Consider the following 24,670-nt stretch of genomic DNA (forward strand, 5'->3'; position numbering starts at 1 on the left):
AGTCTCACACAGCGACGGTGGCCGAGTCTTCCCCTGCCGCGCGGCCGTCCGTCTCGTGTGCGTGCGTGTCGGTGGTGTCGTGCGCGGGAGCGCCGGTCGCGGCGGCCGGGACCGGATGGCGCGCGATCTGCAGGCCGTAGTTGCCGATCGCGGGGTCCGACAGGGTCAGCGTCACGTCGCCGCGGCTGTCCACATCGGTGCGCAGCCGGGTGGTGCCGCTCGGATCGCCGTTGATGCCCAGCTGGTGCCCCAGCGGCGTGCTCAGCAGGATATCGGCGAAGGTGGCGAAGACATTGGTGTCGACGGTGAGCGTCGCCGTGTGCTGGGCCGCGGCCACCTGCGCGCCCACGTAGGCGGTGCCGAGCCGGAACTGACCGCCCAGCGGGCGGGGCGCCTCGGCCGCGGCGGCGGCGCCGGTGCCCGGGGTGCGGGCCGGAATCACCTGCACGAACGCGGGTTCCGTGCCCCGATTGGTGAAAAGTGAAGTCAGGGCGACCTTCTCGGCGATCGGCTCGGCGGACCGGACGCCCGGCTGATCGGCTCCGCGCGGGCCGAGCTCGACGAGCGCCGGATGGTTGCCCGGCGCGGCCGTGGCGAGTCTGCCCGGCTGCTGGGCCATTTCATTGGCGATGTATGAACCGGCGGCGACGGTCAGCCCGATGCTGGCCATGCTGGCGGTGACAATGGCGCTGTAGCGGAACACCTGGGCCGTACGCCGGGTCGACCGGGCGGCCTGTGTCGCGAGTTCATGCGACATGACTGGTGCGTTCCTTTCCCTCTCCCCTGGCCCCCTGCGCCCGTCCGTCCCCTTGTCCGTGGACGGCGCGACGACCCGCACCATTGAAAGTCGTACGCGCGTCCAGGTTACGGTGGCGGCGGGTAACACACGGCCCCGGTGAGAGCAGGATCACATCGGGGAAAGGTTGGGCATCAACAGGTTTTCCCCGCCGAAAGACTGGGTAAAAACCGGGTAGCGGCGAGCGCCAACTCGACTGCCATCGAAGAGACCTCCGGCCAACGGCGTCCGGTCGGCACCAGGCACGGCGCACCCAGGCTGGCGCTCGCTCGCTCCTCCTCGGGGAGCCGTGGTGATCCCAAGGGCCGGACCCTTGGAAACCCGTTCCGCCGAGAACGAAGCCCCTGTGGGAATTGGGGATTTCTGGTCGGAGGCCGGGATAGGCGGCGGGTCAGTCGAACTGACCCGCCGTTCGGCCGCTTCCGGGGGGACCAGCGAAAGCCTGTGCCAGGCCCAGCCATTCGCGGGCGTCGGCGCCCACCACGTCCAGGGCGAGATCGTCGAGATGCCGCCGCTGGGTGACGAGCTGGCAGAAGTCCAGGGCGGGACCGCTGATTCGCTGCGCGGCCTCGGCCGGGCCCCAGGTCCAGGCGCTGCCGTCGGGCGCGGTCAGTTCGATCCGGAACTCCTCGGCGGGCACGGACTTGCCATGCGTCAGGTAGGCGAAGTTGCGGGTCCGAACGCCGATGTGCGCGATATGCCGCAGGCGCGCCGTGGGTTCGCGGGTGACGCCGAGCGTGTCGGCCACGTCGTGCCCGTGCGCCCAGGTCTCCATCAGGCGGGCGGTGACCATCGAGGCCGGGCTCATGGGCGGCCCGAACCACGGCAGCTTGGTGCCCGCCGGAACCGTGCGCAGCGCCTCGACCAGGTCCGCGCGATCCTGCCGCCAAGTCGCGAGCAGTTGTGGCGCAGGGGTTTTCGCGCCCTTTTCGGCGGCCTCGTCGACGAAGGTGAGGGCCTTGGGCAGCGCCGCCTGCACCAGCTTGTCGAACTCGACCGGGTCGGTCGCGGACACCGTGGCGACCTGATCGGTCCAGTTCAGGTGGGCGATCTGATGGGCGATGGTCCAGCCGGCGGCGGGGGTGTCGCGCTGCCAGCCGTCCGGATCCAGGTCCGCGATCAGCCGATCGAGATCGGCGCATTCGGCGGTGAAGTCGGCGAGCAATGCCTCGAGGTCGGCCACCGGGTCAGCATCGCAGCCCCGCCAGAAAAATGCAAGCACGCGTGCTTGATTTCTGGCGGCTCTCGTTCCTGCCCGAAAAAGCGCCGTCTACCAGCCGAAAAGGATCAGATGCACGGCCCCGACCACCAGGCCCAGCACCGCGCCGTGCAGGTACAGCAGCCACGCGTCCTGCTCGACCGAGGCGTAGAACATCTCCATGAACTCGCCGGGCGTGAGCTGCTGCAGCTTGCGGGCCGCGAACTCGTCGATCTTCTTGGCCTGGGCGGCCGCGAATTCCGGATCGTCGGCCAGGCTCGGGGCCAGACCCACCGCGGCGGAGGTCGCGCCGACCGTCAGATTGTCGAACTGCCGCTTGCCGAAGACCGTCCGCACCACCGAGTGGGTGGGCCCGAGTTGGCGGTGGATCTCCTGCGAGATGAGCCGTTCCAGCAGCTGCCGGGTCTTGTCGCCGTTCGGGCCGTCGAGCAGTTCGCGGGCCAGGTTGGGCAGGGTCAGCACCTGGTAGGCCAGGATATTGGCGAGATCGGCGGCGGCCTCGGGCTGCCGTTTGGCCAGTAGCGCCTGCTTCCACAGGTACCGGTAGCGCGGCTGCGGGTCGCCCGGCTCGAACACCATCTTGATGGCGATGACATTGACGGCCACGCCGATGGCCGCGGCCGCGGCCAGGATGATCAGCCACGGTGGAATCCAGCCCAGCACCGGAATGCTCTGGTGCACATGCAGGTACAGCGCCAGCAGCAAACCGAAGGGCGCGCCCAGCAGGCCGATGCGGACCATGAACTTCAGTTCCGGCGCGGCGATGGTGGTGGTCAGGTCCTTGAGGATCTCCGGGTTGTCCCGCAGATACCGGATGACGAAGTCCTTGATGTCGATGAGCTGGTCGACATTGTCGCCGAGCTGTTCGAAGGCGCGCCGGGCCAGCGTCGGCAGTTCGCGTTCGATGCGCTGGTAGAGCACATTGCGTACCGACTTGGGGACCGCGCCCCACAGGTCCGGGTTCTCCTTGCTCATGATCTCGTCGACCATGTCCGGCACCTGTTTGCGGCCCACCTCGGCGATGTAGTCGGCAATGCCCTCGAGGTCGAGTTCGCGTATGAAGTCCTTGGGACTGCCGATCCGCATGATGGCCACGTCGACGCAGATGCTGGCCATCTTCTCGGCGCGCGCCGGGATGAAACCCTGGAAGCCGAGCCGCTTTCCGTCGCCGGAGAAGGTGGGCAGCACCTGCACGCGACGCGGAAGGTAAGGGTAGAGGATCTCCAGGCCGGGCACCCGGAAGCCCTGGAAGTAGACCGGCCAGAACAACATCAGCACGCCGGTCCAGTTGGTGAGCCAGCCGGCGATGGCGCTGAAGATCGGGAAGCTGATCAGATCGACGACGAGTTTGGGCTGGCCGGTCAGCTGTTCCCAGTCGAGGAACAGACCCGAGGCCAGTGTCGTCATAGCAGCGTCCCCCTGTGGCCTAGCTGATGGTGAGAAAACGGACTCCCAACACTCTCATCGGTCCGAGGCGCTGTCAAAAGGTCCTGGCCTGGAAGAACGCGTCGTGTCGCGGGGATGTTGGCAAGGTCATGCCGACGTAATCTGCGGCGGGTTCCGGAAGTGGGAATACTGGTCAATCGACCAGTAGATGCAGGCAGGAGATCAGCATGTCGCTCGACCGTCGTGGGTTTCTGACCGGCACGGCCGCCACTGCCGCCGGGGTCGCCGCGCTCGCGGCCACGGGTGCGCCCGCCCGCGCCGAGAATGCCCCGGCCACCGGCAAATTCCCGCTCCCCGACGCCGACCGCCTGCGCATTCTCGTCACCGGCGACGCGGGCACCGGCGCGCGGCCGCAGTGGCAGGTCGCCGACGCCATGCGGGAACTGCATGCGCGCGAGCCGTTCTCCTTCGCCCTCGGTCTCGGCGACAATGTCTACGAGCAGGGCCCGTGGTCCGACGACGATGCCCAGTTCGCCGCCAAGTTCGAGGACCCCAACCACGACCTCGACTTTCCCTGGCTCATGGTGCAGGGCAATCACGACAACTCCTCGATCCTGCCCGGCGACGGCGGCTGGCTGCTGCGCGGCGATCACGAGGTGGCCTATCACGCGCGCTCGGCCCGCTGGTTCATGCCGTCCCGCTATTACTCGGTGCGGATTCCGCAGGAGCAGCCGGTCGTCGAATTCTTCGTGCTGGACCTCAATCCCATCGCCGCCTACCTGCCGCCGCTCTTCCAGCCCTACTGGGCGGCCGACGGCCAGTTCATGACCGAGCAGGCAGCCTGGCTGGACCGGGCCATCGATGAGTCGCCGGCGAAGTGGAAGATCGCCTGCACCCACCACCCGTACCTCAACAACGGGCCGCACGGAAACGCCGGGGAATACGAGGGATTGAGCATCGAGCCGATCGACGGCCGCTATGTGAAGGACTTCTTCGAGGCGCACGTGCTGGGCCGGTGCCAGTTCCTGCTGTCGGGCCACGACCACTCGCTGCAGGTACTCGAACCCAACGCGGCTGCCAAGGGCACCCGGCAGATCATCTCCGGTGCGGCCGCGAAATCGGTGCACGGCGAACCGTCCACGGGTGGTAAGCACACCGCCAACGGTGCGCTGTACGAGAACTACACCGACCTCGGCTTCATGGTTTTGGACCTGACCCCCACGTCCGCCGACCTGGGGGTCTACACGGTCGATCTCTCGAACGGCGGGTCCGCCAACGTCTTCCAGCGCCGGCTCGGGTAATCCGCGGACCGTGCCGGGCGCATGAGCGGTCTAGGGCTTCAGGACGATCCGAATCGGGTTGCCTTCCTTGGATTCCAGGGAGTGCACGGCCTTGGCGGCATCGGCCAGCGGGACCACGGCACTCACGGAGCGGGAGAAGTCGACCCGGTGCAGCCCTTGCAGTTTCACCAGCTGGGTGACGTGCTCGGGCGTGGACCCGTAGTGTCCGCGCAACTGCTGCTGGAAGAAGCTGAAGGCGGTGCCGCCGGTGATGGTGATCGGCTTGTCGGTGAGGCCGACCAGCACCAGGCGGCCCTGCGGCGCCAGGCAGACCACCGCCTGCTCGCGCACCGGCGCCACGCCGGCGAAGTCGAAGGCGGCGTTCAGGCCGGTGCCGGTGGCCTCGAACACCTTGCGCCGCAGGTCCGGATCGGCCGGATCGAAGGCCAGGTCCGCGCCGAAGGACAGCGCCCGCTCCCGGGCTGCGGGCAGCGGATCCACCGCGATGATCGGTGCCGCGCCGACCATGCGCAGCAGCTGCACCCCGTGCGCGCCCAGCCCGCCGACGCCCCAGACGCCCACGGCCTCGCCGGGTTTCACCTCGGCGGTGGCGGTGATGGCCGCCCACGGCGTGGACACCGCGTCGGGAATGAAACAGGCCTGCTCGAACGGCAGGTCGTCCGGAATCGGCACCAGGGTGTCGACCCGCGCCAGGGTGTATTCGGCCCAGCCGCCGTCGTAGTCCACGCCGCGGGTGAAGGTGGCCCCATTGCGAAGCTCCCCGGCCTGCAGCAATACGCGATCCCCCACCTTCGCGGTGGTCACTCCCGGCCCGAGCGTGTGCACGGCTCCCGCGACTTCGTGCCCGAGCGTCACCGCGTCGTCGCGCAGGAACAGTGGTGTCAGCGTGCCGTCGATGAGGTGCACGTCGGAGAGGCACACTCCCGCCGCCTCCACCTTGACCAGCACATGGTCCGGTCCCGGCTCCGGAATCGGCACCTCCTCGAGCTTCAGTCGGCGGTTCGGCCCCAGGTGTAGTCGTGCGGCCAGCATGGTCATCGATGACTCCTCGCGGTATCCGATTCGGGCGGCCCCTCCCCGGCGCCATGGTAGGCCGGAGCCGCGCTGGTTCGGGCGGTTTGCCCGAACCGCCGAGTCGGTGCGGCGCTCAGTGCACGCTGTCGGCGGGCAGGTGGGCGGTGAGGAATTCGGTGATGATGGCGGTGACGTCGGGGGCGCGTTCGAGCATGGGGACGTGGCCGCAGCCGTCGAGGTATTCGGCGCGGTCGGGGCGCAGTCGCGCATTGACGGTGCGCCCGGCCGCCGCGGAGAGGACGCGGTTCTGGTTGCCCCAGATGACACAGCTCGGCGGCAGGTCGTCGCGATCGGGCCAATCGTCGAGTGTCGCAAAGGAAGACAGGTCGCGGACCAGGTAGATCAGTGCCCGCGCCGGGAAGCCGGAGGACAGGGGCGCCACGTACGGACATTCGCGGTAGGCGCGCCGGGTGGTGAACCAGGATCGGGCGGTGCGGCGGGCGACCCAGCGCGGGGTGTGCCAGCCGCTCAGCTTCCGGGCGGAGTCGTCCGGCAGCGCTCGGGCCAGGCGTGCCGCCTGCCGCCAATCACCGTGCATGGCAGTGGATTCGGTGAGCGGATTGATCGCCACCACCGCCCGGATCAGCTCGGGATGCCGCCGGGCCAGCGTCAGGCCGACCGCCGAACCGACGCAGTTGCCGACCAGTCCGACTTCGGTGAGCTCGTGGTGTTCGATGAACGCGCGGATCAGTTCGGTGTAGCACTCGAGCGTGTACCCGTCGGCGGGCCGGGAGGAGGCGCCGTAACCGGGCAGATCGACCGCGTAGACCTGGTATGCACGGGACAGCGCCGCGATCTGGGGTGTCCAGATGAGATGGGAGGACCCGGCGCTGTGCAGCATCACCACCGGCGGACCGGATTCCCCCTGCCGCACATACGCCATCCGGGTGCCGTCGAATGTGAAGTCTTCCATGACACTCCAACAACTTCGTTGCCAGTGTTCGATTCATGGTCCCGCAAACCGGTTCAGTGCGAGCCGATTTCGGTGAGCCCGCGGTCGAGGAAGCGGATCATCCACTCGAAACTGTCCTCGGAGTCGTTGCTCCACTGGAAGCCGTCCGACGCCTGCAGGGTGGCGAAGCCGTGGAAGAGGCAGCGCAGCGTGCGCTGGGCGTGCACCATCTCCTGCTCGCCGACCCCGTAGCCGCGCAACACCGCCGCCATGGAGTCCAGCACCCGCGAACCCGACTGCAGCAGTGGGTCATCCGGTCCGATGAACTTCGCGCCGACGGTCGCGGTGTACCGGCCAGGATGCTCGACCACGTAGTCGCGGAAGGCATTCGCGAAGGCGGCCAGGGCCGCACTGCCGGACAGCCCGTGCATGGCGTCGCGGACCCGCTGGTCGACTTCGGCCATGGCGAGCGCGGCGATGCCGTGCTGCAGGTCGGCCAGGCTCTCGATGTGCTTGTACAGCGAGGGGGTTCGCACCCCGAGCCGCTGCGCGAGGGCCCCGAGCGCCAGATTGCCGAAACCGACCTCGTCGGCGAGGGCGGCCCCCGCGGCGACGACGTCGGTCCGGCTCAAACCCACCCTAGGCATGATGTTCCTTCAGGAACGGCAGGATCAGCTCGGCCACCCGGTCGGCGGCCTCGAACTGCGGGTAGTGGCCGGTGCCCTCGACCAGGCCCAGGCTGCCCAGTCCGGCCGGCAGGGCGGCGACGATGCGCTGACCTTCGGCCTCGGGGCTCGGGAAGTCCGGGTCGGCGGTGCCCATGATGATGAGCGCGGGCTGGGTCACATTGGGCACCTGGGCTTCCGCGTCCGCGGGGGTCGACTGCCCGGTCTTCATGAATTCGGCGAACCGGCCCGGCTCGCGCAGCTTGGCCGCGACCTCGGCCAGGTAGTCGTCGAGGTCGGCGGGCTTGGTCGGGATGGCCACCTTCAGGTACTTCAGCCACTGGCTGAGGCTCTTGAACATCATGGTGCCCATCAGCGGGATCATGCCGCTGCGGTGGCGAGAGTTGGTGAGAAGCGCTGCGATGTCAGCCTTCTGGGTCAGCGTGAACGGGTTGATCTCGACAATGGCCCGCACCAGGTCCGGCCGCTGCGCCGCCGCGATGGTGGCCGACCCGCCCGAGAGCGAGTGGCCCACCACGATGGCCGGTCCGCCGCCCAGCTTGTCGATGACCGCCAGCAGATCATTGGCGACATCGGTGCGGCTGATGGCCTCCTTGCCGGTGACCGAGGCCCAGTCCATGCTCGACTCGCCGTGACCGCGCATATCGGTGTTGACGACCCGGTATCCGGCCGCCGCCAGCAGCGGCATCAGGTGCCGGTTGGCATTGCGATTGATCCCCATGCCGTGCGACAGCACGACCAGCGGACCCTCACCCATCTCGTCGTAAGCGATCCGGCCACCGTCGATGTCCACGTACTGCGTCATGGTCTTTCACTCTCTGGGAGTAGCTAACTGCGATAGCCATAAAGCTAATAGCTTTAGCTGACGCCGTCAACCCCTATCCGGAAAATCTGTCCGACCGGCGCGGCGCAACCGTGTTCTAGGCGTTCGGCCGCGGTCCGCAGGTTGGCCAGCCATGCCTCCAGCCCGGCGCCCAGGCATCGGGTCGAGGTCGGCACATCCGTTTCGACCTGGGTCCCGTTCCAGTTCTCCTCGGTGCGCACCAGCACCCCGCTGTCGACCAGGGTGAAGGTCCAGACGCGAATGCCGCCGTCGATGCTCATCCCGTCGCCGACCGCCGGCCCGCTCCAGCGGATGCACCGGCCGGCCTGCATCTGCTGGACCGTGGAGGTGATGGTCAGAGATCTCCGACGAGATCATGACCTTGCTGGTCGAAGCCTTCTCCGCACTGCCCCAAGCCAATTCGACGACACCGCTCGCCGCCGATCTCCCCCCGGCCGCCCGCCGCGCCCTGTCCTTCTGGACCCGCCTGCACGGCGTCCTCTCGCTCGAACTGGCCGGCCACTTCAACGGCATGGATTTCGACCCCGCCCACCTGTTCGCCGCCGAGCTCAACTCCCTGACAGCGCGCTGACCAGCTCATATACCGCTGTTCGCGATTTCGATCCTCGATTCGAGGCATGTTCGCCCCCGGCGAACATCGGTCCGGAACAATCGGTATACCCCCCGGGTTGAGTAGGTAACGCTCAACCTTGGAAGGGGTCGAAGACGTGACTACACCAACGAACCTGCCGGTCCTGTTCCTGACCGATCCGATCGTGCTCCCCGGCATGGTCGTGCCGATCGAGCTGGACGAGTCGTCGCAGGCCGCCATCGATGCCGCCCGCGCGGGCAAGGTCAACCAGGTGCTGGTCGCGCCGCGCCTCGATGAGGGGTACGCCACCTACGGCGTCGTGGCCACCATCGAACAGGTCGGCCGGATGCGCGGCGGCGCCCCCGCGGCGGTGCTGAAGGCGGAGAGCCGGGCCAAGATCGGCCACGGCGTGACCGGACCGGGCGCGGCGCTCTGGGTCGAGGCCGAACCGGTCGAGATTCCGGCCGCCGACGGACGCACCAAAGAGCTTGCGGCCGAATACAAGAAGCTGGTCGTGTCGGTCCTGCAGCGCCGTGAAGCCTGGCAGGTCATCGACGCGGTCAATCAGATGAACGATCCGTCCACCCTGGCCGACGCGGCCGGCTGGGCGTCGTACCTGAGCAATGAGCAGAAGCGCGAGATCCTGGACACCCCGGATACCACCGCGCGGCTGCGCAAGCTGATCGAGTGGACCACTCAGCACATCGCCGAGACCGAGATCACCGAGAAGATCAGCGAGGATGTCCGCGAGGGCATGGAGAAGCAGCAGCGGGAATTCCTGCTGCGCCAGCAGCTCAACGCCATTCGCAAGGAGCTGGGCGAGGACGAGCCGGACGGCGCGGAGGACTACCGCACCCGCGTCGAGAACGCCGACCTGCCCGCGGACGTGAAGGAAGCCGCCCTCCGCGAGGTCGGTCGTCTGGAGCGTTCCAGCGATCAGAGCCCGGAGACGGGCTGGATCCGCACCTGGCTGGACACCGTCCTGGAACTGCCGTGGAGCGTGAAAACCACCGACTCCACCGATGTTTCGGCCGCTCGCGCGGTGCTGGACGCCGACCACCACGGCCTGGACGAGGTCAAGGACCGCATGGTCGAGTACCTGGCCGTCCGTTCCCGGCGGGCCGCGCGCGGCCTGGAGGTCGTCGGCGGTCGCGGTTCCGGCGCGGTGCTGGTGCTGGTCGGTCCGCCCGGCGTCGGCAAGACCTCGCTGGGTGAGTCGGTGGCCCGGGCCCTGGGCCGCAAGTTCGTTCGCGTCGCCCTGGGCGGCGTGCGCGACGAGGCCGAGATCCGCGGTCACCGGCGCACCTACGTGGGCGCGCTGCCCGGCCGCATCGTGCGCGCCATGAAGGAGGCGGGATCGATGAATCCCGTTGTCCTGCTGGACGAGATCGACAAGGTCGGCTCGGACTTCCGCGGCGATCCCGCGGCGGCCCTGCTGGAGGTCCTGGACCCGGCGCAGAACCACACCTTCCGCGACCACTACCTGGACCTGGATCTGGACCTGTCGGACGTGCTGTTCATCGCGACCGCGAACGTCATGGAGACCATTCCCGGCCCGCTGCTGGACCGCATGGAACTGATCACCGTGGACGGCTACACCGAGGCCGACAAGGTGGCCATCGCCCGAGACTTCCTGATCCCGCGGCAGCTGGAGCGCAATGCCCTGACCGCCGAGGAGGTCTCGATCACGGACGAGGCGCTGCGCGAGGTCGCCGCGAACTACACCCGGGAAGCCGGGGTGCGGCAGATGGAGCGGCTGATCGCCAAGGCGCTGCGCAAGGCGGCGACCAAGCTGTCGGAGTCGGCGGACATCGCCGAGACCGAAAGCCTGGTCAGCAAGGGCGAATTCGTGCCGGAGGGCCTGGGCTACGACCGCGAGCTGGGCTACGACGCCGAATCCGGCCCGGCCGCAGGCGGTTCCGGCAAGCTGGTGATCGGACTGGGTGACCTGAAGGACTACCTGGGCCGTCCGCGCTTCACCCCCGACGGGGTCGAGCGCACCGCGGTCCCCGGTGTCGCGACGGGTCTGGCCGTGACCGGCGCGGGCGGCGACGTCCTCTACATCGAGGCCAATGCCGCCGAGGGCGACCGCTCGCTGACCCTGACCGGTCAGCTGGGTGACGTCATGAAGGAGTCCGCGCAGATCGCCCTGACCTACGTCCGCTCCCACCTGGAAGAGATCGGCATCGAGCCGAAGGTGCTGGATCGCAATATCCACATCCACTTCCCGGCGGGCGCGGTCCCGAAGGACGGTCCGTCGGCGGGCGTCACCATGGTCACCGCCCTGGTGTCGCTGGCCCTGGGCCGCCAGGTGCGCGCGGATGTCGGCATGACCGGCGAGGTCACGCTGAACGGACGGGTGCTGCCGATCGGCGGCGTGAAGCAGAAGCTGCTCGCCGCTCAGCGCGCCGGCCTGAAGACCGTGTTCATCCCGGCCCGCAACGAGCCGGATCTGGACGAGGTCCCCGCCGAGGTGCTGGCCGCCCTGGATGTCCGCCCCGTCGCCGACGTGGCCGAGATCCTGGCCTACGCCATCGAGCCGGTCGCCGAACCGGCCTACGACGGCCGTGCGCTGAGCGCCACCGCCTGAGGTCGCGAGAACGGGAGCCGTGCGTGTTCGGTAAACGCGCACGGCTCCCGGCCATTTCGGGAGGCTCCGAACCTGACCGGGTCGTACCCTCGTTGAGGGATCCATCGTGGATCCGACGGAGGGCGAACCACATGCAACCGAACCAGCCCGGTCAGCCGAATCAACCGAACCAGCTCGATCAGGTCGCGGGTGAGCGGCTTTCGCACGCGAACCGGATCTTCACCTCGGATCTGTCGGTCAACGAGTTCGCGCTACTGCACGGGGCGGGCTTCGAACCCATCGACCTGGTGATGGGCGTGTCCGTCTATCACGTCGGGTTCCAGTTCACCGGGATCCGGCAGCAGCAGGAGCTACCGGTGCTGACCGAGGCCACCTATCGGGCGCGGTGGAATGCCATGTCGCGCATGCAGGCCGAGGCGGACTCGCTCCAGGCCGACGGGGTGGTGGGGGTGCGGCTGGAGTGGCGGCAGCACGGGGAGTCGATGGAGCATCTGGAGTTCATCGCGGTGGGGACCGCGGTGCGGTTCGCGAAATCGCCGGGCAGCTATCGGCGGCCGAACGGGCAGGCCTTCACCAGTCACCTCTCGGGGCAGGACATGGTGACGCTGATGCGCACCGGCTACGCCCCGATCGCCTTCGTCATGGGCAACTGCGTCTTCCACGTGGCGGTGCAGGGCTTCCGGCAGATGCTCAGCCAGATGGGCCGCAATATGGAGATGCCGCAGTGGACCCAGGGCAACTATCAGGCCCGCGAGCTGGCCATGTCCCGTATGCAGGCCGAGGCCGAACGGGACGGCGCGAACGGCGTCACCGGCGTCAGCGTCGATATCTCCAACTACGCGTGGGGGTATCACACGGTCGAGTTCTACGCCTCCGGCACGGCCATCCGCCGCATCGGCGACGGCGACCCGATCATTCCGCAGTTCACCCTCGGCATGAACTCGTGAGCGATTTCGATACCGGGGCCGCCACCCGCGCCATCGATGCCGCGCTCGGCGGCCCGGGCGGCCTCGGACTGGTCTTCACCGTCTTCGCGAGCGTCCCCGGGGTGACCCGGACACCGCCCCGCAAATCTCTGTTCCGCTCCGAGCCGGAGCGGGTCCAGATCGGTTCGTGGCGTTACGAGGTCACCTCCGACGAGCGGATTCGCGCGGCCCACGTGGTGGGCGGCATCGTGCTGGCCGAGGAGCTGCTGCCGGCCGCCACCATCGCCCCGCACCTGGCCCGGGCGCTCGCCGAGATCGCCGCCTCGTACGGTCCGACCGCGCTGCCCCACCTCTCGGCGGCGCTGGATGTTCTCGCGGGTCCGGGCTGAGTCAATGGCGAACAAGGGCTGAATCTACGATCGAGAGAGGGCCGGTCGGCAACCAACCGGCGAATATCCTTTGTTTCACATGAAACGAAACCCGCAGGGTCAGTAGGTTTCTCGTAGGGTGCGTAGGTGATCACCATTGCCACCTGGAACGTCCTGCACCGCGTCCACGCCGACAACTGGGACAGCGAGATGGCCGCGCGCTGGCCGCAGGAGGCGAAGCGGATCGCGGTCGTGACCGCCGCCGTCGCGGCCCGCCCCGAAGCGGTCATCGCGCTCCAGGAGGTCAGCGGCGATCAGCTGGCGAGCCTGCGGGAGGCGCTGCCCGACCGGACTTTTCACGTCCTCGACTACCCGCGCATTCCGAGCCCGCGCCGGGTGCCGAACACCCTGGCGGATCGCTCCGAACATCTCGTGCTGATCGTGCGCGGGCCGAGCCGCTTCGTCACCGCGGAGCCGCACGCGGTCGATCCGGGAAAAGGGCTGTTGGCGGCCGAGATCGACGGCATTCTGATCATCGCCACCCATGTGAGCGGGGACCGGCGCCGGACCGGCCAGTTCGAGCGCCTGGCCGCGGTCGCCGGCGACGGCCCGGCAGTTCTGCTCGGTGACTTCAATGTCGGCCGGGACGATCTCGCCGCCGCGTTCGGCGCCGGCTTCACCATTCCCGGGTTTCCGCCGGATTCCGTTCCCACCCGGCCCCGGACGGCTGGTTCGAAATCCCAGTTCATCGATCATGTGGTCGCGCGCGGCGTGCCGGTGCGCGGTGTCGCGGTCGAGGATGTGGCCGGGGCGTCCGACCACAACCTCGTGCGCGCGATCGTCGGCTAGAACTCGCCCGCGACCCCGAGAACCGTTCGGCCGGAGTGGGTTCCGTCCAGGATGGCGCGCAGCACCGACTCCGCCTCGGTGATGGGTGCGAAATTCTCCAGCAGCGACAGATGCCGGGGCTTCAGGTCCTTGGCCAGCCGTGCCCACAGCTCACGGCGCTGGGCGATCGGGAAGTGCGCGGAGTCGATACCGATCAGGGACACGCCGCGCAGGATGAAGGGCATGACCGTGGTAGGCAGGTCGGAGCCGCCGGTCAGGCCCGAGACCGCCACCGCGCCACCGTATTTGACGGTGCTCAGAATGTGGGCCAGCGAGGTCCCGCCCACGCTGTCGACGGCGGCCGCCCACTGCGCCTTGCCGAGCGCGCGCAGCTTCTCGCCCTCGCCCGGCTGCCGGCCGATGACCGAGGCGGCGCCGAGCGCCGAGAGCAGTTCGCCCGCACCGAGTTTGCCGGTGGAGGCCACCACCTCGAATCCGAGCCCGGACAGGATGTCCACCGCCACACTGCCGACGCCGCCGGTCGCGCCGGTGACCAGCACCGGGCCGGAGTCGGGGGTGAGACCGCGGTCGAGCAGCGCCTGCACACTCATGGCCGCGGTGTAGCCGGCGGTGCCGATGGCCGCCGCCTCGCGCGGGGTCAGGCCGTCCAGCTTCACCACCCACCCGGCCGGGATCCGTGCGTACTCGGCGAAACCACCGTGGTGGGCGACGCCGATGTCGTAGCCGTGCGCGACGACCAGGTCGCCGGGCGCGAATTCCGGATCGGTGGAGGCCACCACCTCACCGGTGAGGTCGATGCCGGGGATGAGCGGATACTGCCGCACCACGCCGCCGCGCGGGGTGATCGCCAGCCCGTCCTTGTAGTTGGCGCTCGAGAAGTGCACCTTGATCGTCACGTCGCCCGGCATGAGGAAGTCGTCGGCGACCTCCTCCCGGATGAGGGCGATCCCACTGTCCGTTTCGTGTGCCACCATCGCCTGGAACTCCATGTCCAGAGCATAGGTCGCCACCTGCGCGGACGCGTCACCTTCGGGATCGATCGCACCCGTTACCCGGCAGGTAATCGCTTTCGTTCCCGCGCTTTGCGATTGTCGAATCAGCGATCGAATTGCGAAGGAGCGCAGCAGATATGCCGACTTTCCAGACGCGCAGGGTTACCGCTGCCGCCATGATGGACCGGCGCGGCCACGGCCGCCCGGACACCCCGGCCACCGGCTACGACGTCGATACCCGCGCCGACGATGTCGCCGCCCTGATCGAGCACCTCGACCTGCGGGATCTCACCATCGTGGGACCGAGAGTCCCGGCCTGACTCGCCCCGGCCTCGGCCGGGGGCGAAGCCCGTTGTCCTCAGGCGAACTTCGGTGCGCGCTTGCCGGTGAACGCGGCGATGCCCTCCTGCCCGTCGGCGGAATCGGCGCAGCGGGTGATGAAGGCCGCCTCGGTGTCCAGCTGCTCCTCGAGGGTGTGCCGCGAGGACACCAGCAGCAGCTTCTTCACATTGGCGTTGGATCCCTTGGGGCCGGTGGCGAATTCCTGCGCCAGGGCCTCGACGGCGCCGGTCAGCTCGGCATCGGGCACCACCCGGTGCAGCAGACCCCACTCCAGCGCCTCCGCGGCGGACAGGGTGCGGTTGGTGAGCATCAGCTCCTGGGTCTTGCGCAGGCCGATGATCCGCGGCAGGTAGTAGGACGCGCCGCCGTCGGGGCTCAGGCCGACCTTGGTGTACGCCATGGTGAAGGCGGCGGACTCGGCGGCGACGACCAGATCGCCGGCCACCGCGAGGCTCATGCCCGCACCGGCCGCGGTGCCGTTCACGCCCACGATGAGCAGCGCGTCCATGCGTGCCAGCGCCGATACCGCCCGGTGCAGGGTCCCGGCCAGCTGCTCGATGAATGCCCCGGTGTCCGCGCTGGCGGCCATGGCCCGCACGTCGCCGCCCGCCGAGAAGAACCGTCCGGCCGCGGTCAGCACCACGACCTTCACCGTGGGATCCTCCGAGCAGTAGGTGGCCGCGCGCTCCAGCTCGTCCGCGAGCGCCTGATCGATGCCATTGGCGGCACTGGGCCGGTTCAGCGTGATGCGAGCGATCGGGCCGTCGTGCTCGAACAGGATGTTCTCGTAGTCGCGCCCGCCCGTCGCCCCGCCGCCACCCCTGTGGGAATCGCTGCGCGATGCTGAGTTCATTTGAGTGCCTTCCGTCGGGTGGAACCTGATCACAGCATGGCGTACTCGACCCGGACCCCGAGCAACCGGATGGGCCGATCCAGCTCGAAGGCGTGCAGCACTTCCAGCGCCGTCTGCACGATCTCGTCCACATCGGTGGTCGGTGTGGATAGTTTTCGCTGCTTGCTCCGGGTGAAAAAGGTCTTGGTGCGCACCGTGACGCTGACCCGCCCGACGGCCCGCCCGCCCGCGACGGTCTCCTCGGCCACCTGGGTGGCCAGCCGCACCACCGCGGCATCGATCTCGGCACGTTCGGTGAGATCCTGCGGGAAGGTCTCGGATCGGCTGTGGCCCAACGGTTCTCGCGGCTCGGCGATGTCCGTGTCGCCCGCGCCGTGCCCGAGCACCCACAGATACGGCCCGGTATTGGGGCCGAATTCCGCGGCGAGCACCTTCCGGTCGGCGGCGGCCAGGTCGGCCACGGTCTCGATCCCCAAGCCGCTCAGGCGTTTCGCGATGCGCGCGCCGATGCCCCACAGCGCGGAGGTGGGCCGGTGCGCCATCAGCTCGACCCAGTTGTCCCTGGTCAGCCGGAAGATTCCGGTTCCGGTGTCCGCCGTCGGCGGTTCATCGGCCGACGGCGCCGACTTGCCGACCGCCTTGGCGAAGCCGGTGGCCAGCTTGGCCCGGGTCTTGTTGTCCCCGATGCCGACCGCGCAGGTCAGCTCCAATTCCGCGATGGCGGACCGGATCTCACGCGCCAGTTCCCCGGGATCCTCGGTGTCCACCGCCAGGAACGCCTCGTCGAAACCGAGCACCTCGACCCGGCCGGGGAAGGTGCGCAACAGAGCCATGATCTCCTCGGACGCCTCGGCGTAGCCAGCGAGGTCCTGGGGCAGGAAGACGGCGTCGGGGCAGATCCGCGCGGCCGTGCGCAGCGGCATGCCCGCTCGCACCCCGAAGGCCCGGGCGGGATAGGACGCGCAGGACACCACCTTGCGAGGTTCGGCCGGATCGCCGCTCCCGCCCACGATGATCGGCTGCCCACGTAGCTCGGGATGCCGCCGGAACTCGACCGCGGCCTGGAATTGGTCGAGGTCGACGTGCAGCAGCCAGCGCGTCACCCCTCCGTCATACCGCATGGTCTTCCGAAAAGCCGGGAACTGCGGAAACGGTCAGCGGGAGCGGCGCAACCACCTGAGCGGCGAGCGGTAGGCGTAGCGCGCCTTCACCGCACCGGTGTCCACCTCACCCGTGACCCGGATCAGCGGCGCGCCCGGGAATCGCGGCAGCTTGACCCGGTTGGCCACCGAGCCGGCGCCCGGCTGCACGCCGTCCGTGTCGACCCGCCAGCCGCGCGGCACGATCAGCAGGATCGTCCCGGCATCGGCCTCGACCCGGATGTCGATTTCCCGCCGTGAGCACCGGGCCCGGGTGAAGTCCAGCACCAGCTTGCCCGAAACACAGTCGGCCACCAGCTGTTTGGGGACGATCCAGTCGTCGTCGGTGCGTTTGGTGCCGCCCGTCACCCGTAGTTCCATGGCAGGGGTGTCGGCGGTGGGCTGATATCGGCGGGCGCCGAACATGCGCTCGATATCGTCGACACGGGTCGCGGGCGTGTGCCGCTGCTCCTTGGTACGGGTCACCGAAACTCCTCCCCCGGCATGTGAAACGATCTTGTGGGGTATGCCATGGGAGCTCGAATTATGCCCCATAGCAGGGCATTTCGGGAGGTCAGAGCGGCCGCTGCGGCCACAACACGGTGTCGGTTCGGGCACGGCCAGATCACGATCGTGCCCGAAACGCGGACCCGCTCCGCGCGCGGTGGCGGTGACGGCTAGCGGCGGCCGAGGAAGACCGTGGTGGCGCCGAGAATGTAGATGTCCTCGCGCGCACCGATGAACGTGTCGGCGGCCGGGTCCAGCAGCGCCGCCAGGGTGGCCCGATCATCATCGCCGATACGTTCGCCGACCCGCTCGCTCAACCCGCCCAGCCAGGCGACGACGCTCTCGCGCACGGCCGGCGCGGGCGGCGCGGGGTGATCGATCAGCACGCTGAAGGAGGTCGCGTCGGCCAGCCCGGCCCGGCTCAGCGCCACATTCCAGCCGTAGGGCATGGGGGTCGCGGCGGTGATGTCGGCCCGCATCTGGGCGAAGCCCGCGTCGCGCAGGGCCAGCAGCCGGTCCTGGAGTCCGGGCGCGCCGACGCCGAGTTCCCAAGGCAGGCAACGCATCGACAGCCCTCCCTCGGCCAGCGCCAGCCAGCCGCCCGGGCGCAGCAGCCCGGCCAGGCGCGCGGTGCCCGCCTGCTGATCGGGCAGGTGGTGCACCATGCGCGAGGCCCACACCAGATCCGCGGCCGGGATCCCGGCGCCGAAGTCGGCGGCCGCGGCGTCGGCGTGCACGGTCCGCACCCGCACCCGATCGTCCCCGTCCAGCGCGACCTTCACGGCCTGCTGGGCCGCCTCGAGCAGCTCCGGCACCGCGTCCACGATCACCAGACTCCCGCCGCCGCGGGCCAGCAGTTCCCGCGCGAACGCGACACTCTGGCCGCCCGCCCCCGCGCCGATGTCCAGCACGGTCGCTTCCACGCCGGCCGGGATCAGGGCGACCAGCCGCCGCGCGATCTCGGCATTGGCGTCGGCCGACATGGCGTCATCGCGCCGGAGATCATCGACCATGGCCGCCCAGTCGATCCCGTCGTGGGTGTGTCCGTGGCCGTGCCCATGTCCGTGGCCGTGCCCATGTCCGTGGCCGTGCCCATGTCCGTGACCGTGGGAATGCGGATGTCCGTGCGTGCCTGCCTGTTCGTGCGAGTGAGCGCTCATACTCCGACGCTATCGGCGCGCACCCGGACGGCTCGAATCCTTTTGCCGATCCGGCAAGGTGTCCGGTCCGATCGGACTGCCGAGCGTCGGGTTCGATCAGACTGTCGCCGTGGCACCGGAATCGGCGAACTGGGTGCGGTAGAGCTCGGTGTAGCGGCCGTCCGCGGCGAGCAGTTCGGTGTGCGTACCGCGCTCCACGATGCGGCCGTGCTCGAGTACCAGGATCTGGTCGGCATTGCGGATGGTGGACAGCCGGTGCGCGATGACCAGGGCGGTGCGGCCGTCGAGAGCCTCGGCCAGCGCCTCCTGCACCGCGGCCTCGGAGGTGGAGTCCAGCGAGGCGGTGGCCTCGTCCAGGATCACCACGCGGGGCTGCTTGAGCAGCAGCCGGGCAATGGTCAGGCGCTGGCGTTCCCCGCCGGAGAGCCGATAGCCGCGCTCACCGACCACGGTGTCCAGGCCGTCGGGCAGCGACTCGATCAGCTCGCGTAACCGGGCGCGCTGCAGCGCATCCCACAGCTCGTCCTCGGTGGCCGCGGGGCGGGCGAGCAGCAGATTGGCGCGAATGGTGTCGTGGAACAGGTGCCCGTCCTGGGTGACCAGGCCGACGGTGTCCTGAATCGACTGCCCGGTCAGCTCGCGCACATCCATGCCGCCCAGCAGCACCGCACCGGAGTCCACGTCGTAGAGCCGCGAGACCAATTGCGCGATGGTGGATTTCCCGGCCCCGGAGGAGCCGACCAGCGCCACCATCTGCCCTGGCTCGGCCCGCAGCGAGACATCGTGCAGCACCTCCTCACCGCCGCGGGTGTCGAGCGTCGCCACATCCTCCAGCGAGGCCAGCGAGACCTTGTCGGCCGACGGGTAGCCGAAGGTGACGCCGTCCAGTTCCACCGCCACCGGGCCCGCGGGCACCGGCACCGCCAGCGGCGAATCCTCGATCAGCGGCTTCAGATCCAGCACCTCGAAGACCCGCTCGAAGCTCACCAGCGCCGACATCACATCCACCCGGGCGCTGGCCAGCGCGGTGAGCGGCGAGTACAGCCGGGTCAGCAGCAGCGAAAGGGCCACCACCGCACCGGGTTCCAGCTCACCCTTCAGCGCCAGATAGCCGCCCAGCCCGTAGACCAGCGCCAGCGCCAGCGCCGAGACCAGGGTGAGCGCGGTGACGAACACCGTCTGCAGCATGGCCGTGCGCACCCCGATATCGCGCACCCGCCCGGCTCGCAGCCCGAACTCCGCGGACTCCTGCCGCGGCCGGCCGAACAGTTTGACCAGCGTCGCGCCCGGCGCGGAGAACCGCTCGGTCATCTGGGTGCTCATGGAGGCGTTCAGCCCGGCCGCCTCGCGCTGGATGCCGGCCAGCCGCTCGCCCATGCGCCGGGCGGGGACGACGAAGACCGGCAGCAACACCAGGGCGAGCAGGGTGATCTGCCACGACAGCCGCAGCATCACGGCCAGTGTGAGCACGAGGGTGACCAGGTTGGTGACGACCCCGGACAGGGTGGTGCTGAACGCGCGTTGCGCCCCGATAACATCATTGTTGAGCCGGCTCACCAGTGCGCCGGTCCGGGTGCGCGTGAAGAACGCGATCGGCATCTTCTGTACGTGATCGAACACCGCGGTGCGCAGATCGAAGATGAGCCCCTCTCCGATGCGCGCCGACAACCACCTGATCACCAACCCCAAGCCGGCATCCAGCACCGCAACCGCCGCGATGATCGCGGCCAGCGTGATCACCGTGCGCGGCGCGCCGTGCCCGACGATGGCGTCGACCACTCGCCCGGCCAGGACCGGGGTGGCCACCGCCAGCAGCGCCGACACGATGCTGAATACCAGGAACGCCACCAGTTGCCGGTGGTGTGGCCGCGCGAAGGCGAGGATCCGCCGGGCAGTGGCCAACCGCAGCGGTCGCTGCTCTGTGGGCGCGTTCATCTGCCGATACAGCTGATTCCACGCCACGGATTCGATACTCATCCCCGCTCCTCACCGGTCACGGGGTTCATCGAACCCCGCTCCACCGACACTAATACCTCAACAAAGGTTGAGATCAAGTCCATCCGCCCAGCCCAGCGGTTCGCGTTGAGCGAAATCCGCCGCCCGCCACCGGGCCGGATCGGCGAAGCCTCGCGATGGCGCGCATAGGGTTGGGGCGTGAGCGAGGCGTGGGAGCGAGCGTTGCGCGCGGTGATCACCGGTGAGGTCGACACCGGCCCCCGGCGGCGGGCCGAGTACTCCTCGGACGCCTCGAACTACCGGATCCTCCCGCGTGGCGTGGTCTTCCCGCGCGATGCGGCCGATGTGCGGGCGGCCCTGGATGTGGCGCGCGCGGAGGGGCTGACCGTCACCGCGCGCGGGGCGGGCACCTCGGTGGCGGGCAATGCCATCGGACCGGGCCTGGTCCTGGACTTCAGCCGCCATATGAACGCCATCCTCGACCTCGATCCGGAACGGCGCACCGCACGGGTGCAGCCCGGGGTGGTGCTGGCCGCGCTGCAGCGGCGCGCGGGCGCGCACGGGCTGCGCTTCGGCCCGGACCCGTCCACCCAGAACCGGTGCACGCTGGGCGGGATGATCGGCAACAACGCCTGCGGGCCGCGCGCGGTGGCCTGGGGCCGCACCTCGGATACGGTGCGCGAGTTGCGGATTCTCGACGGGATGGGCATCGAGCGCACCCTGGGCGCGGACCTGTCCGTGCTCGCGGGCCTGCCCGAATTCACCCGCACCCACCTGGCGCTCATCCGCACCGAGCTGGGCCGGTTCGAGCGGCAGGCGTCGGGATACGCGCTGGAACATCTACTGCCGGAACGCGGTTCGACGGTGGCCAAGGCATTCGTCGGCACCGAGGGCACCTGCGGGCTGCTGCTGGACGCCACCGTCGGGCTGGTTCCGGTGCCCGCGGCGACCGTGCTGGTGGCGCTCGGCTACCCGGATATGCCGGCGGCCGCGGACGATATCGCCGCGATCATGGCGGTGCGGCCCATTGCCGTGGAGGGCATGGACGCGCGCCTGGTCGACGTGGTGCGTGCCCATCGCGGCGGGGTGCCCGATCTGCCGCGCGGCGGCGGCTGGCTGTTGATCGAAATCGACGGTGAGACAGGGGAACAGGCACGGGACAAGGCGGAGCTGCTGCGCGGGAGCGCGCACGCGCTGGATTCCCGCCTGGTCACCGACCCGGCCGAGGCGCAGGCGCTGTGGGGCATCCGCGCCGACGGCGCCGGTCTGGCCGGCCGCACCCCGGACGGCCGTCCGGCCTGGCCGGGCTGGGAGGACGCCGCCGTGCCGCCCGACCGCCTCGGCGACTACCTGCGCGAATTCGAGGCGCTCCTCCGGGACCACGGCCTGGACGGCCTGCTCTACGGCCATTTCGGTGACGGCTGCATCCATGTGCGCCTGGATCTGCCGATAGCCGATGCGCCGCAACGCTTCCGGAGCTTCCTCGAGGACGCGGCCCGGCAGGTGGTGCGGTTCGGCGGCTCGCTCTCGGGCGAGCACGGCGACGGCCGGGCGCGTTCGGATCTGTTGCGGTTCATGTACTCCCGGGAGGCCCTCGACGCCTTCGCGGGCTTCAAGGCGCTGTTCGACCCCGACGCCGTGCTGAATCCCGGTGTGCTCGTGCATCCCCGCCCGATCGATGCCGACCTGCGCCTGGCCGGGCTGCGCCCGCTGCCCACGACCGGTGGTTTCACTTTTCCCGCCGACGGAGATCTGGTCACGGCCGTGCATCGCTGCGTCGGAGTCGGCAAGTGCCGGGCCGACACTCACGCCGCGGGCGGGTTCATGTGCCCGTCGTATCTGGCCACCGCCGACGAGAAGGACAGCACCCGCGGCCGCGCCCGGGTGCTGCAGGAGGTGGTCCGGGGCGCGCTGGATTGGCGGTCGGACGCGGTCGCCGAGTCGCTGGATCTCTGCCTGTCCTGCAAGGCATGCCATTCCGACTGCCCCGCCGGTGTCGACATGGCGACCTACAAGTCGGAGACCCTGTACCGCCGCTATCGGCGCAGGCCGCGCCCGATCGACCACTACACCCTGGGCCGCCTTCCGCGCTGGCTCGGACCGGCGACTCGGCTCCCCCGGCTGGTGAACGCGCTCGGTGCGGCGGGACCGCTGCGCCGCCTCGGCCTGCGGTTGTCCGGAATGGATCCGCGTCGCGAGGTGCCCACGGTGGCACACAGGAGTTTCCGGCGTTCCTGGCGGCAGCCGGTGCGCACCGGCGACTCCGCACCCGGGGTGATGCTGTGGATCGACACCTTCACCGATGCCTTCGATCCCGAGATCGCCGGTGCCGCCGTGGAATTGATCGAGTCGCTGGGCCACCGCGTGCGCATCCCCGACTCCCGGGTCTGCTGCGGTCTCACCTGGATCAGCACCGGCCAGCTGGACGGCGCGCGGAAGCGGCTGCGCGCCACCGTCGATGCCCTGGCCGCGCATGTCGGCGCGGGCGGGGTGGTGGTCGGGCTGGAACCGTCGTGCACGGCCGCTCTACGCGACGATCTCCCGCGCCTGCTGCCGGAGGATCCGCGGGCGGCAGCCGTGGCGGGCGCGGTGCGCACCCTGTCGGAATTCCTGGAGGGCGAGCCCGGCTGGCGGCCGCCGGACCGCAGGGGCCACACCGTGCTGGTGCAGCCGCACTGCCATCAGCATGCCGTGCTGGGGTTCGCGGCCGATCGCCGAATACTGCGCGGCACCGGTGCGAAAGTGATCGAGATCTCTGGTTGCTGTGGACTTGCTGGAAATTTCGGAATGCAGCGCGGCCATTACGATGTATCGGTCGCGGTCGCCGAGAACGGCCTGCTCCCGGCGCTGCGTGCGGCGCCCGTGAATTCGATCTTGATAGCCGACGGTTTCTCCTGCCGGACCCAGGCCGCACAGCTGGCCGGCCGCCCGTCCCGTCACCTGGCCCAGTTCCTGCTGGACCGGCCGTAATCTGTACGGACTGGCCATGATCGGCATGTTTCGGTCACGATCGGCGCAGACGAAGGGGCACCCGCCGTGGCGGGTGTCCCTTCCCTCATCGTCAGCTGCCGAACGGCAGCGTGCCGGGCGCAATCTGGTAACCGCTACTGCCGGCGAAGATGTTTCCCCAAACGCCGAGCAGGAAATTGATCAGGTTGGTAATCATGCCGAGTACCTCCAGTGCCGGATGTCATCAGTTTGCTGAGCAACCAAGACAATCGGAATGAACATCGCCGCCGTCGATCTTCGCGTTACCAATAGAATGGCGCGGTGACTGCAGCGCCGCCCGGAACCGATCGGATGACGGTTGAGCGCGCCCGCACCCTCCGTTCGGATCGGCCGCTGGATCTGGCTGCCACCATCTCCCCGCTGCGGCGCGGCTTCGGCGATCCCTGTCACCGCGAGACCCCCGACGGCTCGCACTGGCACGCCTCCCGGCTGCCCTCGGGGGAGGTCACCTACCGGCTGCGGCAACTCGATCGGCAGACGGTCGACGCCCGCGCGTGGGGTCCGGGCGCGGAGGAGTTCCTGGCGGGGCTCCCCGCCATGCTCTGCCTGGACGAGGATCTCAGCGATTTCGCCCCCGAGCATCCCAAGGTCGCCGAGGCGCACCGCCGCAATCCGGGTCTGCGCATGCTGCGCACCGGCCTGGTGTGGGAGGCGCTGGTCCCGGCGGTGCTGGAGCAGAAGGTGCACACCAGGACCGCCCACGACTCCTGGCGGAAACTGGTGTGGCGCTACGGAACTCCCGCCCCCGGTCCGGCCCCGCAGGGCCTGCGGATCATGCCCGACGCCGAGACCTGGCGGCACATCCCGTCCTGGGTCTACCATCGCGCCAATGTCGGCCCGCAGCGTTCGAAAACCATTGTGCTGGCGGCGCGTATCGCACCGAAGCTGGAGCAGGCCGCCGGGCTGAGCCGCGCCGACGCCGCGCAGCGGCTGCGCACCGTGCCCGGGATCGGGGTGTGGACGGCCGCCGAGATCGCCCAGCGCGCCTTCGGTGATCCGGATGCCCTCTCGGTGGGCGATTTTCATCTCGCGGCCACCGTCGGCTGGACGCTGCTCGATCGGCCGATCGACGACGACGAGATGGTCGAATACCTGGAACCCCTGCGCCCGCACCGGTATCGCGCCGTGCGGCTGCTCGGCCTGGCCGGGTTCGCGCGCAAACCGAAGTTCGGCCCGCGCACGCCCTACACCGATCACAGTCGCATCTGAG

General features: G+C 69.4%; 22 protein-coding genes and 1 pseudogene. 9 read left to right on the forward strand and 14 right to left on the reverse strand.

Features of this window, described 5'->3' with window-relative positions; genetic code table 11:
• Window positions 1–4: 4 nt before the first annotated feature.
• From AB0L60_RS08190 to AB0L60_RS08200, 3 genes are all read right to left on the reverse strand, one after another.
• A complete protein-coding gene (locus tag AB0L60_RS08190; protein ID WP_364609142.1) occupies window positions 5–757 on the reverse strand; it encodes a hypothetical protein in 753 nt (250 codons plus the stop codon).
• 430 nt (window positions 758–1,187) lie between these two features.
• The gene (locus tag AB0L60_RS08195; RefSeq protein ID WP_364609145.1) at window positions 1,188–1,979 is read right to left on the reverse strand and encodes a TIGR03084 family metal-binding protein; all 792 of its coding nucleotides are present in this window, start codon (window positions 1,977–1,979) and stop codon (window positions 1,188–1,190) included.
• Window positions 1,980–2,066: 87 nt separating this feature from the next.
• Window positions 2,067–3,422, reverse strand: a complete 1,356-nt coding sequence (locus AB0L60_RS08200) for a hypothetical protein (RefSeq protein WP_364609148.1) — start codon at window positions 3,420–3,422, stop codon at window positions 2,067–2,069.
• A gap of 206 nt (window positions 3,423–3,628) precedes the next feature.
• Here AB0L60_RS08200 and AB0L60_RS08205 point away from each other — a divergent pair, with 206 nt between their 5' ends.
• Entirely contained in the window at window positions 3,629–4,702 is a 1,074-nt protein-coding gene (locus tag AB0L60_RS08205; RefSeq protein ID WP_364609151.1) for a metallophosphoesterase, read from the forward strand.
• Window positions 4,703–4,732: 30 nt separating this feature from the next.
• Here AB0L60_RS08205 and AB0L60_RS08210 read toward each other — a convergent pair whose 3' ends face one another.
• From AB0L60_RS08210 to AB0L60_RS08230, 5 genes are all read right to left on the reverse strand, one after another.
• Window positions 4,733–5,740 carry a zinc-binding dehydrogenase gene (locus tag AB0L60_RS08210; RefSeq protein WP_364609154.1) on the reverse strand — a complete coding sequence of 336 codons (1,008 nt, stop codon included), beginning with the start codon at window positions 5,738–5,740 and terminating at the stop codon, window positions 4,733–4,735.
• A 109-nt stretch (window positions 5,741–5,849) separates the two neighbouring features.
• Window positions 5,850–6,689 carry an alpha/beta hydrolase gene (locus AB0L60_RS08215; RefSeq protein WP_364609157.1) on the reverse strand — a complete coding sequence of 280 codons (840 nt, stop codon included), beginning with the start codon at window positions 6,687–6,689 and terminating at the stop codon, window positions 5,850–5,852.
• 53 nt (window positions 6,690–6,742) lie between these two features.
• A complete protein-coding gene (locus AB0L60_RS08220; RefSeq protein ID WP_364609160.1) occupies window positions 6,743–7,306 on the reverse strand; it encodes a WHG domain-containing protein in 564 nt (187 codons plus the stop codon).
• A 1-nt stretch (window position 7,307) separates the two neighbouring features.
• On the reverse strand, window positions 7,308–8,159 hold the full coding sequence (locus AB0L60_RS08225; RefSeq protein WP_364609163.1) for an alpha/beta hydrolase: 852 nt from the start codon (window positions 8,157–8,159) through the stop codon (window positions 7,308–7,310).
• Between the two features lie 53 nt (window positions 8,160–8,212).
• Window positions 8,213–8,509, reverse strand: coding sequence for a hypothetical protein (locus AB0L60_RS08230; RefSeq protein ID WP_364609166.1), 297 nt, complete (start codon window positions 8,507–8,509; stop codon window positions 8,213–8,215).
• Between the two features lie 29 nt (window positions 8,510–8,538).
• Between AB0L60_RS08230 and AB0L60_RS08235 the strand changes: the two genes are divergently transcribed.
• From AB0L60_RS08235 to AB0L60_RS08255, 5 genes are all read left to right on the forward strand, one after another.
• Complete coding sequence (locus AB0L60_RS08235) at window positions 8,539–8,769, forward strand: TetR-like C-terminal domain-containing protein (RefSeq protein WP_364609724.1); 231 nt, start codon at window positions 8,539–8,541, stop codon at window positions 8,767–8,769.
• 136 nt (window positions 8,770–8,905) lie between these two features.
• Window positions 8,906–11,359, forward strand: a complete 2,454-nt coding sequence (lon, locus tag AB0L60_RS08240; RefSeq protein WP_364609169.1) for an endopeptidase La — start codon at window positions 8,906–8,908, stop codon at window positions 11,357–11,359.
• A gap of 131 nt (window positions 11,360–11,490) precedes the next feature.
• Complete coding sequence (locus tag AB0L60_RS08245) at window positions 11,491–12,306, forward strand: heavy metal-binding domain-containing protein (protein ID WP_354840840.1); 816 nt, start codon at window positions 11,491–11,493, stop codon at window positions 12,304–12,306.
• Window positions 12,303–12,674 (forward strand): DUF5073 family protein, encoded by a 372-nt coding sequence (locus tag AB0L60_RS08250; RefSeq protein WP_364609173.1) that lies wholly within the window; start codon window positions 12,303–12,305, stop codon window positions 12,672–12,674. Before AB0L60_RS08245 ends, AB0L60_RS08250 begins: the two co-directional genes overlap by 4 nt.
• A 126-nt stretch (window positions 12,675–12,800) precedes the next feature.
• Complete coding sequence (locus AB0L60_RS08255) at window positions 12,801–13,502, forward strand: endonuclease/exonuclease/phosphatase family protein (protein WP_364609176.1); 702 nt, start codon at window positions 12,801–12,803, stop codon at window positions 13,500–13,502.
• Here AB0L60_RS08255 and AB0L60_RS08260 read toward each other — a convergent pair.
• The gene (locus AB0L60_RS08260) at window positions 13,499–14,491 is read right to left on the reverse strand and encodes an oxidoreductase (protein ID WP_364609727.1); all 993 of its coding nucleotides are present in this window, start codon (window positions 14,489–14,491) and stop codon (window positions 13,499–13,501) included. The genes AB0L60_RS08255 and AB0L60_RS08260 overlap by 4 nt on opposite strands.
• A 185-nt stretch (window positions 14,492–14,676) precedes the next feature.
• On the opposite strand from AB0L60_RS08260, the pseudogene AB0L60_RS08265 reads away from it, so the two are divergent.
• Window positions 14,677–14,781: pseudogene (locus AB0L60_RS08265) on the forward strand (alpha/beta hydrolase); the annotation flags it as partial.
• A 71-nt stretch (window positions 14,782–14,852) separates the two neighbouring features.
• Here AB0L60_RS08265 and AB0L60_RS08270 read toward each other — a convergent pair.
• The 5 genes from AB0L60_RS08270 to AB0L60_RS08290 all read right to left on the reverse strand — a co-directional run bounded on the left by AB0L60_RS08270 (window position 14,853) and on the right by AB0L60_RS08290 (window position 20,472).
• Window positions 14,853–15,689 (reverse strand): enoyl-CoA hydratase-related protein, encoded by an 837-nt coding sequence (locus AB0L60_RS08270; RefSeq protein WP_364609179.1) that lies wholly within the window; start codon window positions 15,687–15,689, stop codon window positions 14,853–14,855.
• Window positions 15,690–15,718: 29 nt separating this feature from the next.
• Window positions 15,719–16,792, reverse strand: coding sequence for a DNA polymerase IV (locus AB0L60_RS08275; protein WP_364609730.1), 1,074 nt, complete (start codon window positions 16,790–16,792; stop codon window positions 15,719–15,721).
• A gap of 51 nt (window positions 16,793–16,843) precedes the next feature.
• A complete protein-coding gene (locus AB0L60_RS08280; protein WP_364609182.1) occupies window positions 16,844–17,314 on the reverse strand; it encodes a hypothetical protein in 471 nt (156 codons plus the stop codon).
• A 191-nt stretch (window positions 17,315–17,505) separates the two neighbouring features.
• On the reverse strand, window positions 17,506–18,495 hold the full coding sequence (locus AB0L60_RS08285) for a class I SAM-dependent methyltransferase (protein WP_364609185.1): 990 nt from the start codon (window positions 18,493–18,495) through the stop codon (window positions 17,506–17,508).
• 96 nt (window positions 18,496–18,591) lie between these two features.
• Entirely contained in the window at window positions 18,592–20,472 is a 1,881-nt protein-coding gene (locus AB0L60_RS08290; protein WP_364609187.1) for an ABC transporter ATP-binding protein, read from the reverse strand.
• A 177-nt stretch (window positions 20,473–20,649) separates the two neighbouring features.
• Here AB0L60_RS08290 and AB0L60_RS08295 point away from each other — a divergent pair, with 177 nt between their 5' ends.
• Window positions 20,650–23,421, forward strand: coding sequence for an FAD-binding and (Fe-S)-binding domain-containing protein (locus AB0L60_RS08295; protein WP_364609190.1), 2,772 nt, complete (start codon window positions 20,650–20,652; stop codon window positions 23,419–23,421).
• 330 nt (window positions 23,422–23,751) lie between these two features.
• Complete coding sequence (locus AB0L60_RS08300; protein WP_364609733.1) at window positions 23,752–24,669, forward strand: DNA-3-methyladenine glycosylase 2 family protein; 918 nt, start codon at window positions 23,752–23,754, stop codon at window positions 24,667–24,669.
• Window position 24,670: the final 1 nt, after the last annotated feature.

The sequence above is a fragment of the Nocardia sp. NPDC051981 genome, assembly GCF_040680715.1.
Taxonomy (GTDB): Bacteria; Actinomycetota; Actinomycetes; order Mycobacteriales; family Mycobacteriaceae; genus Nocardia.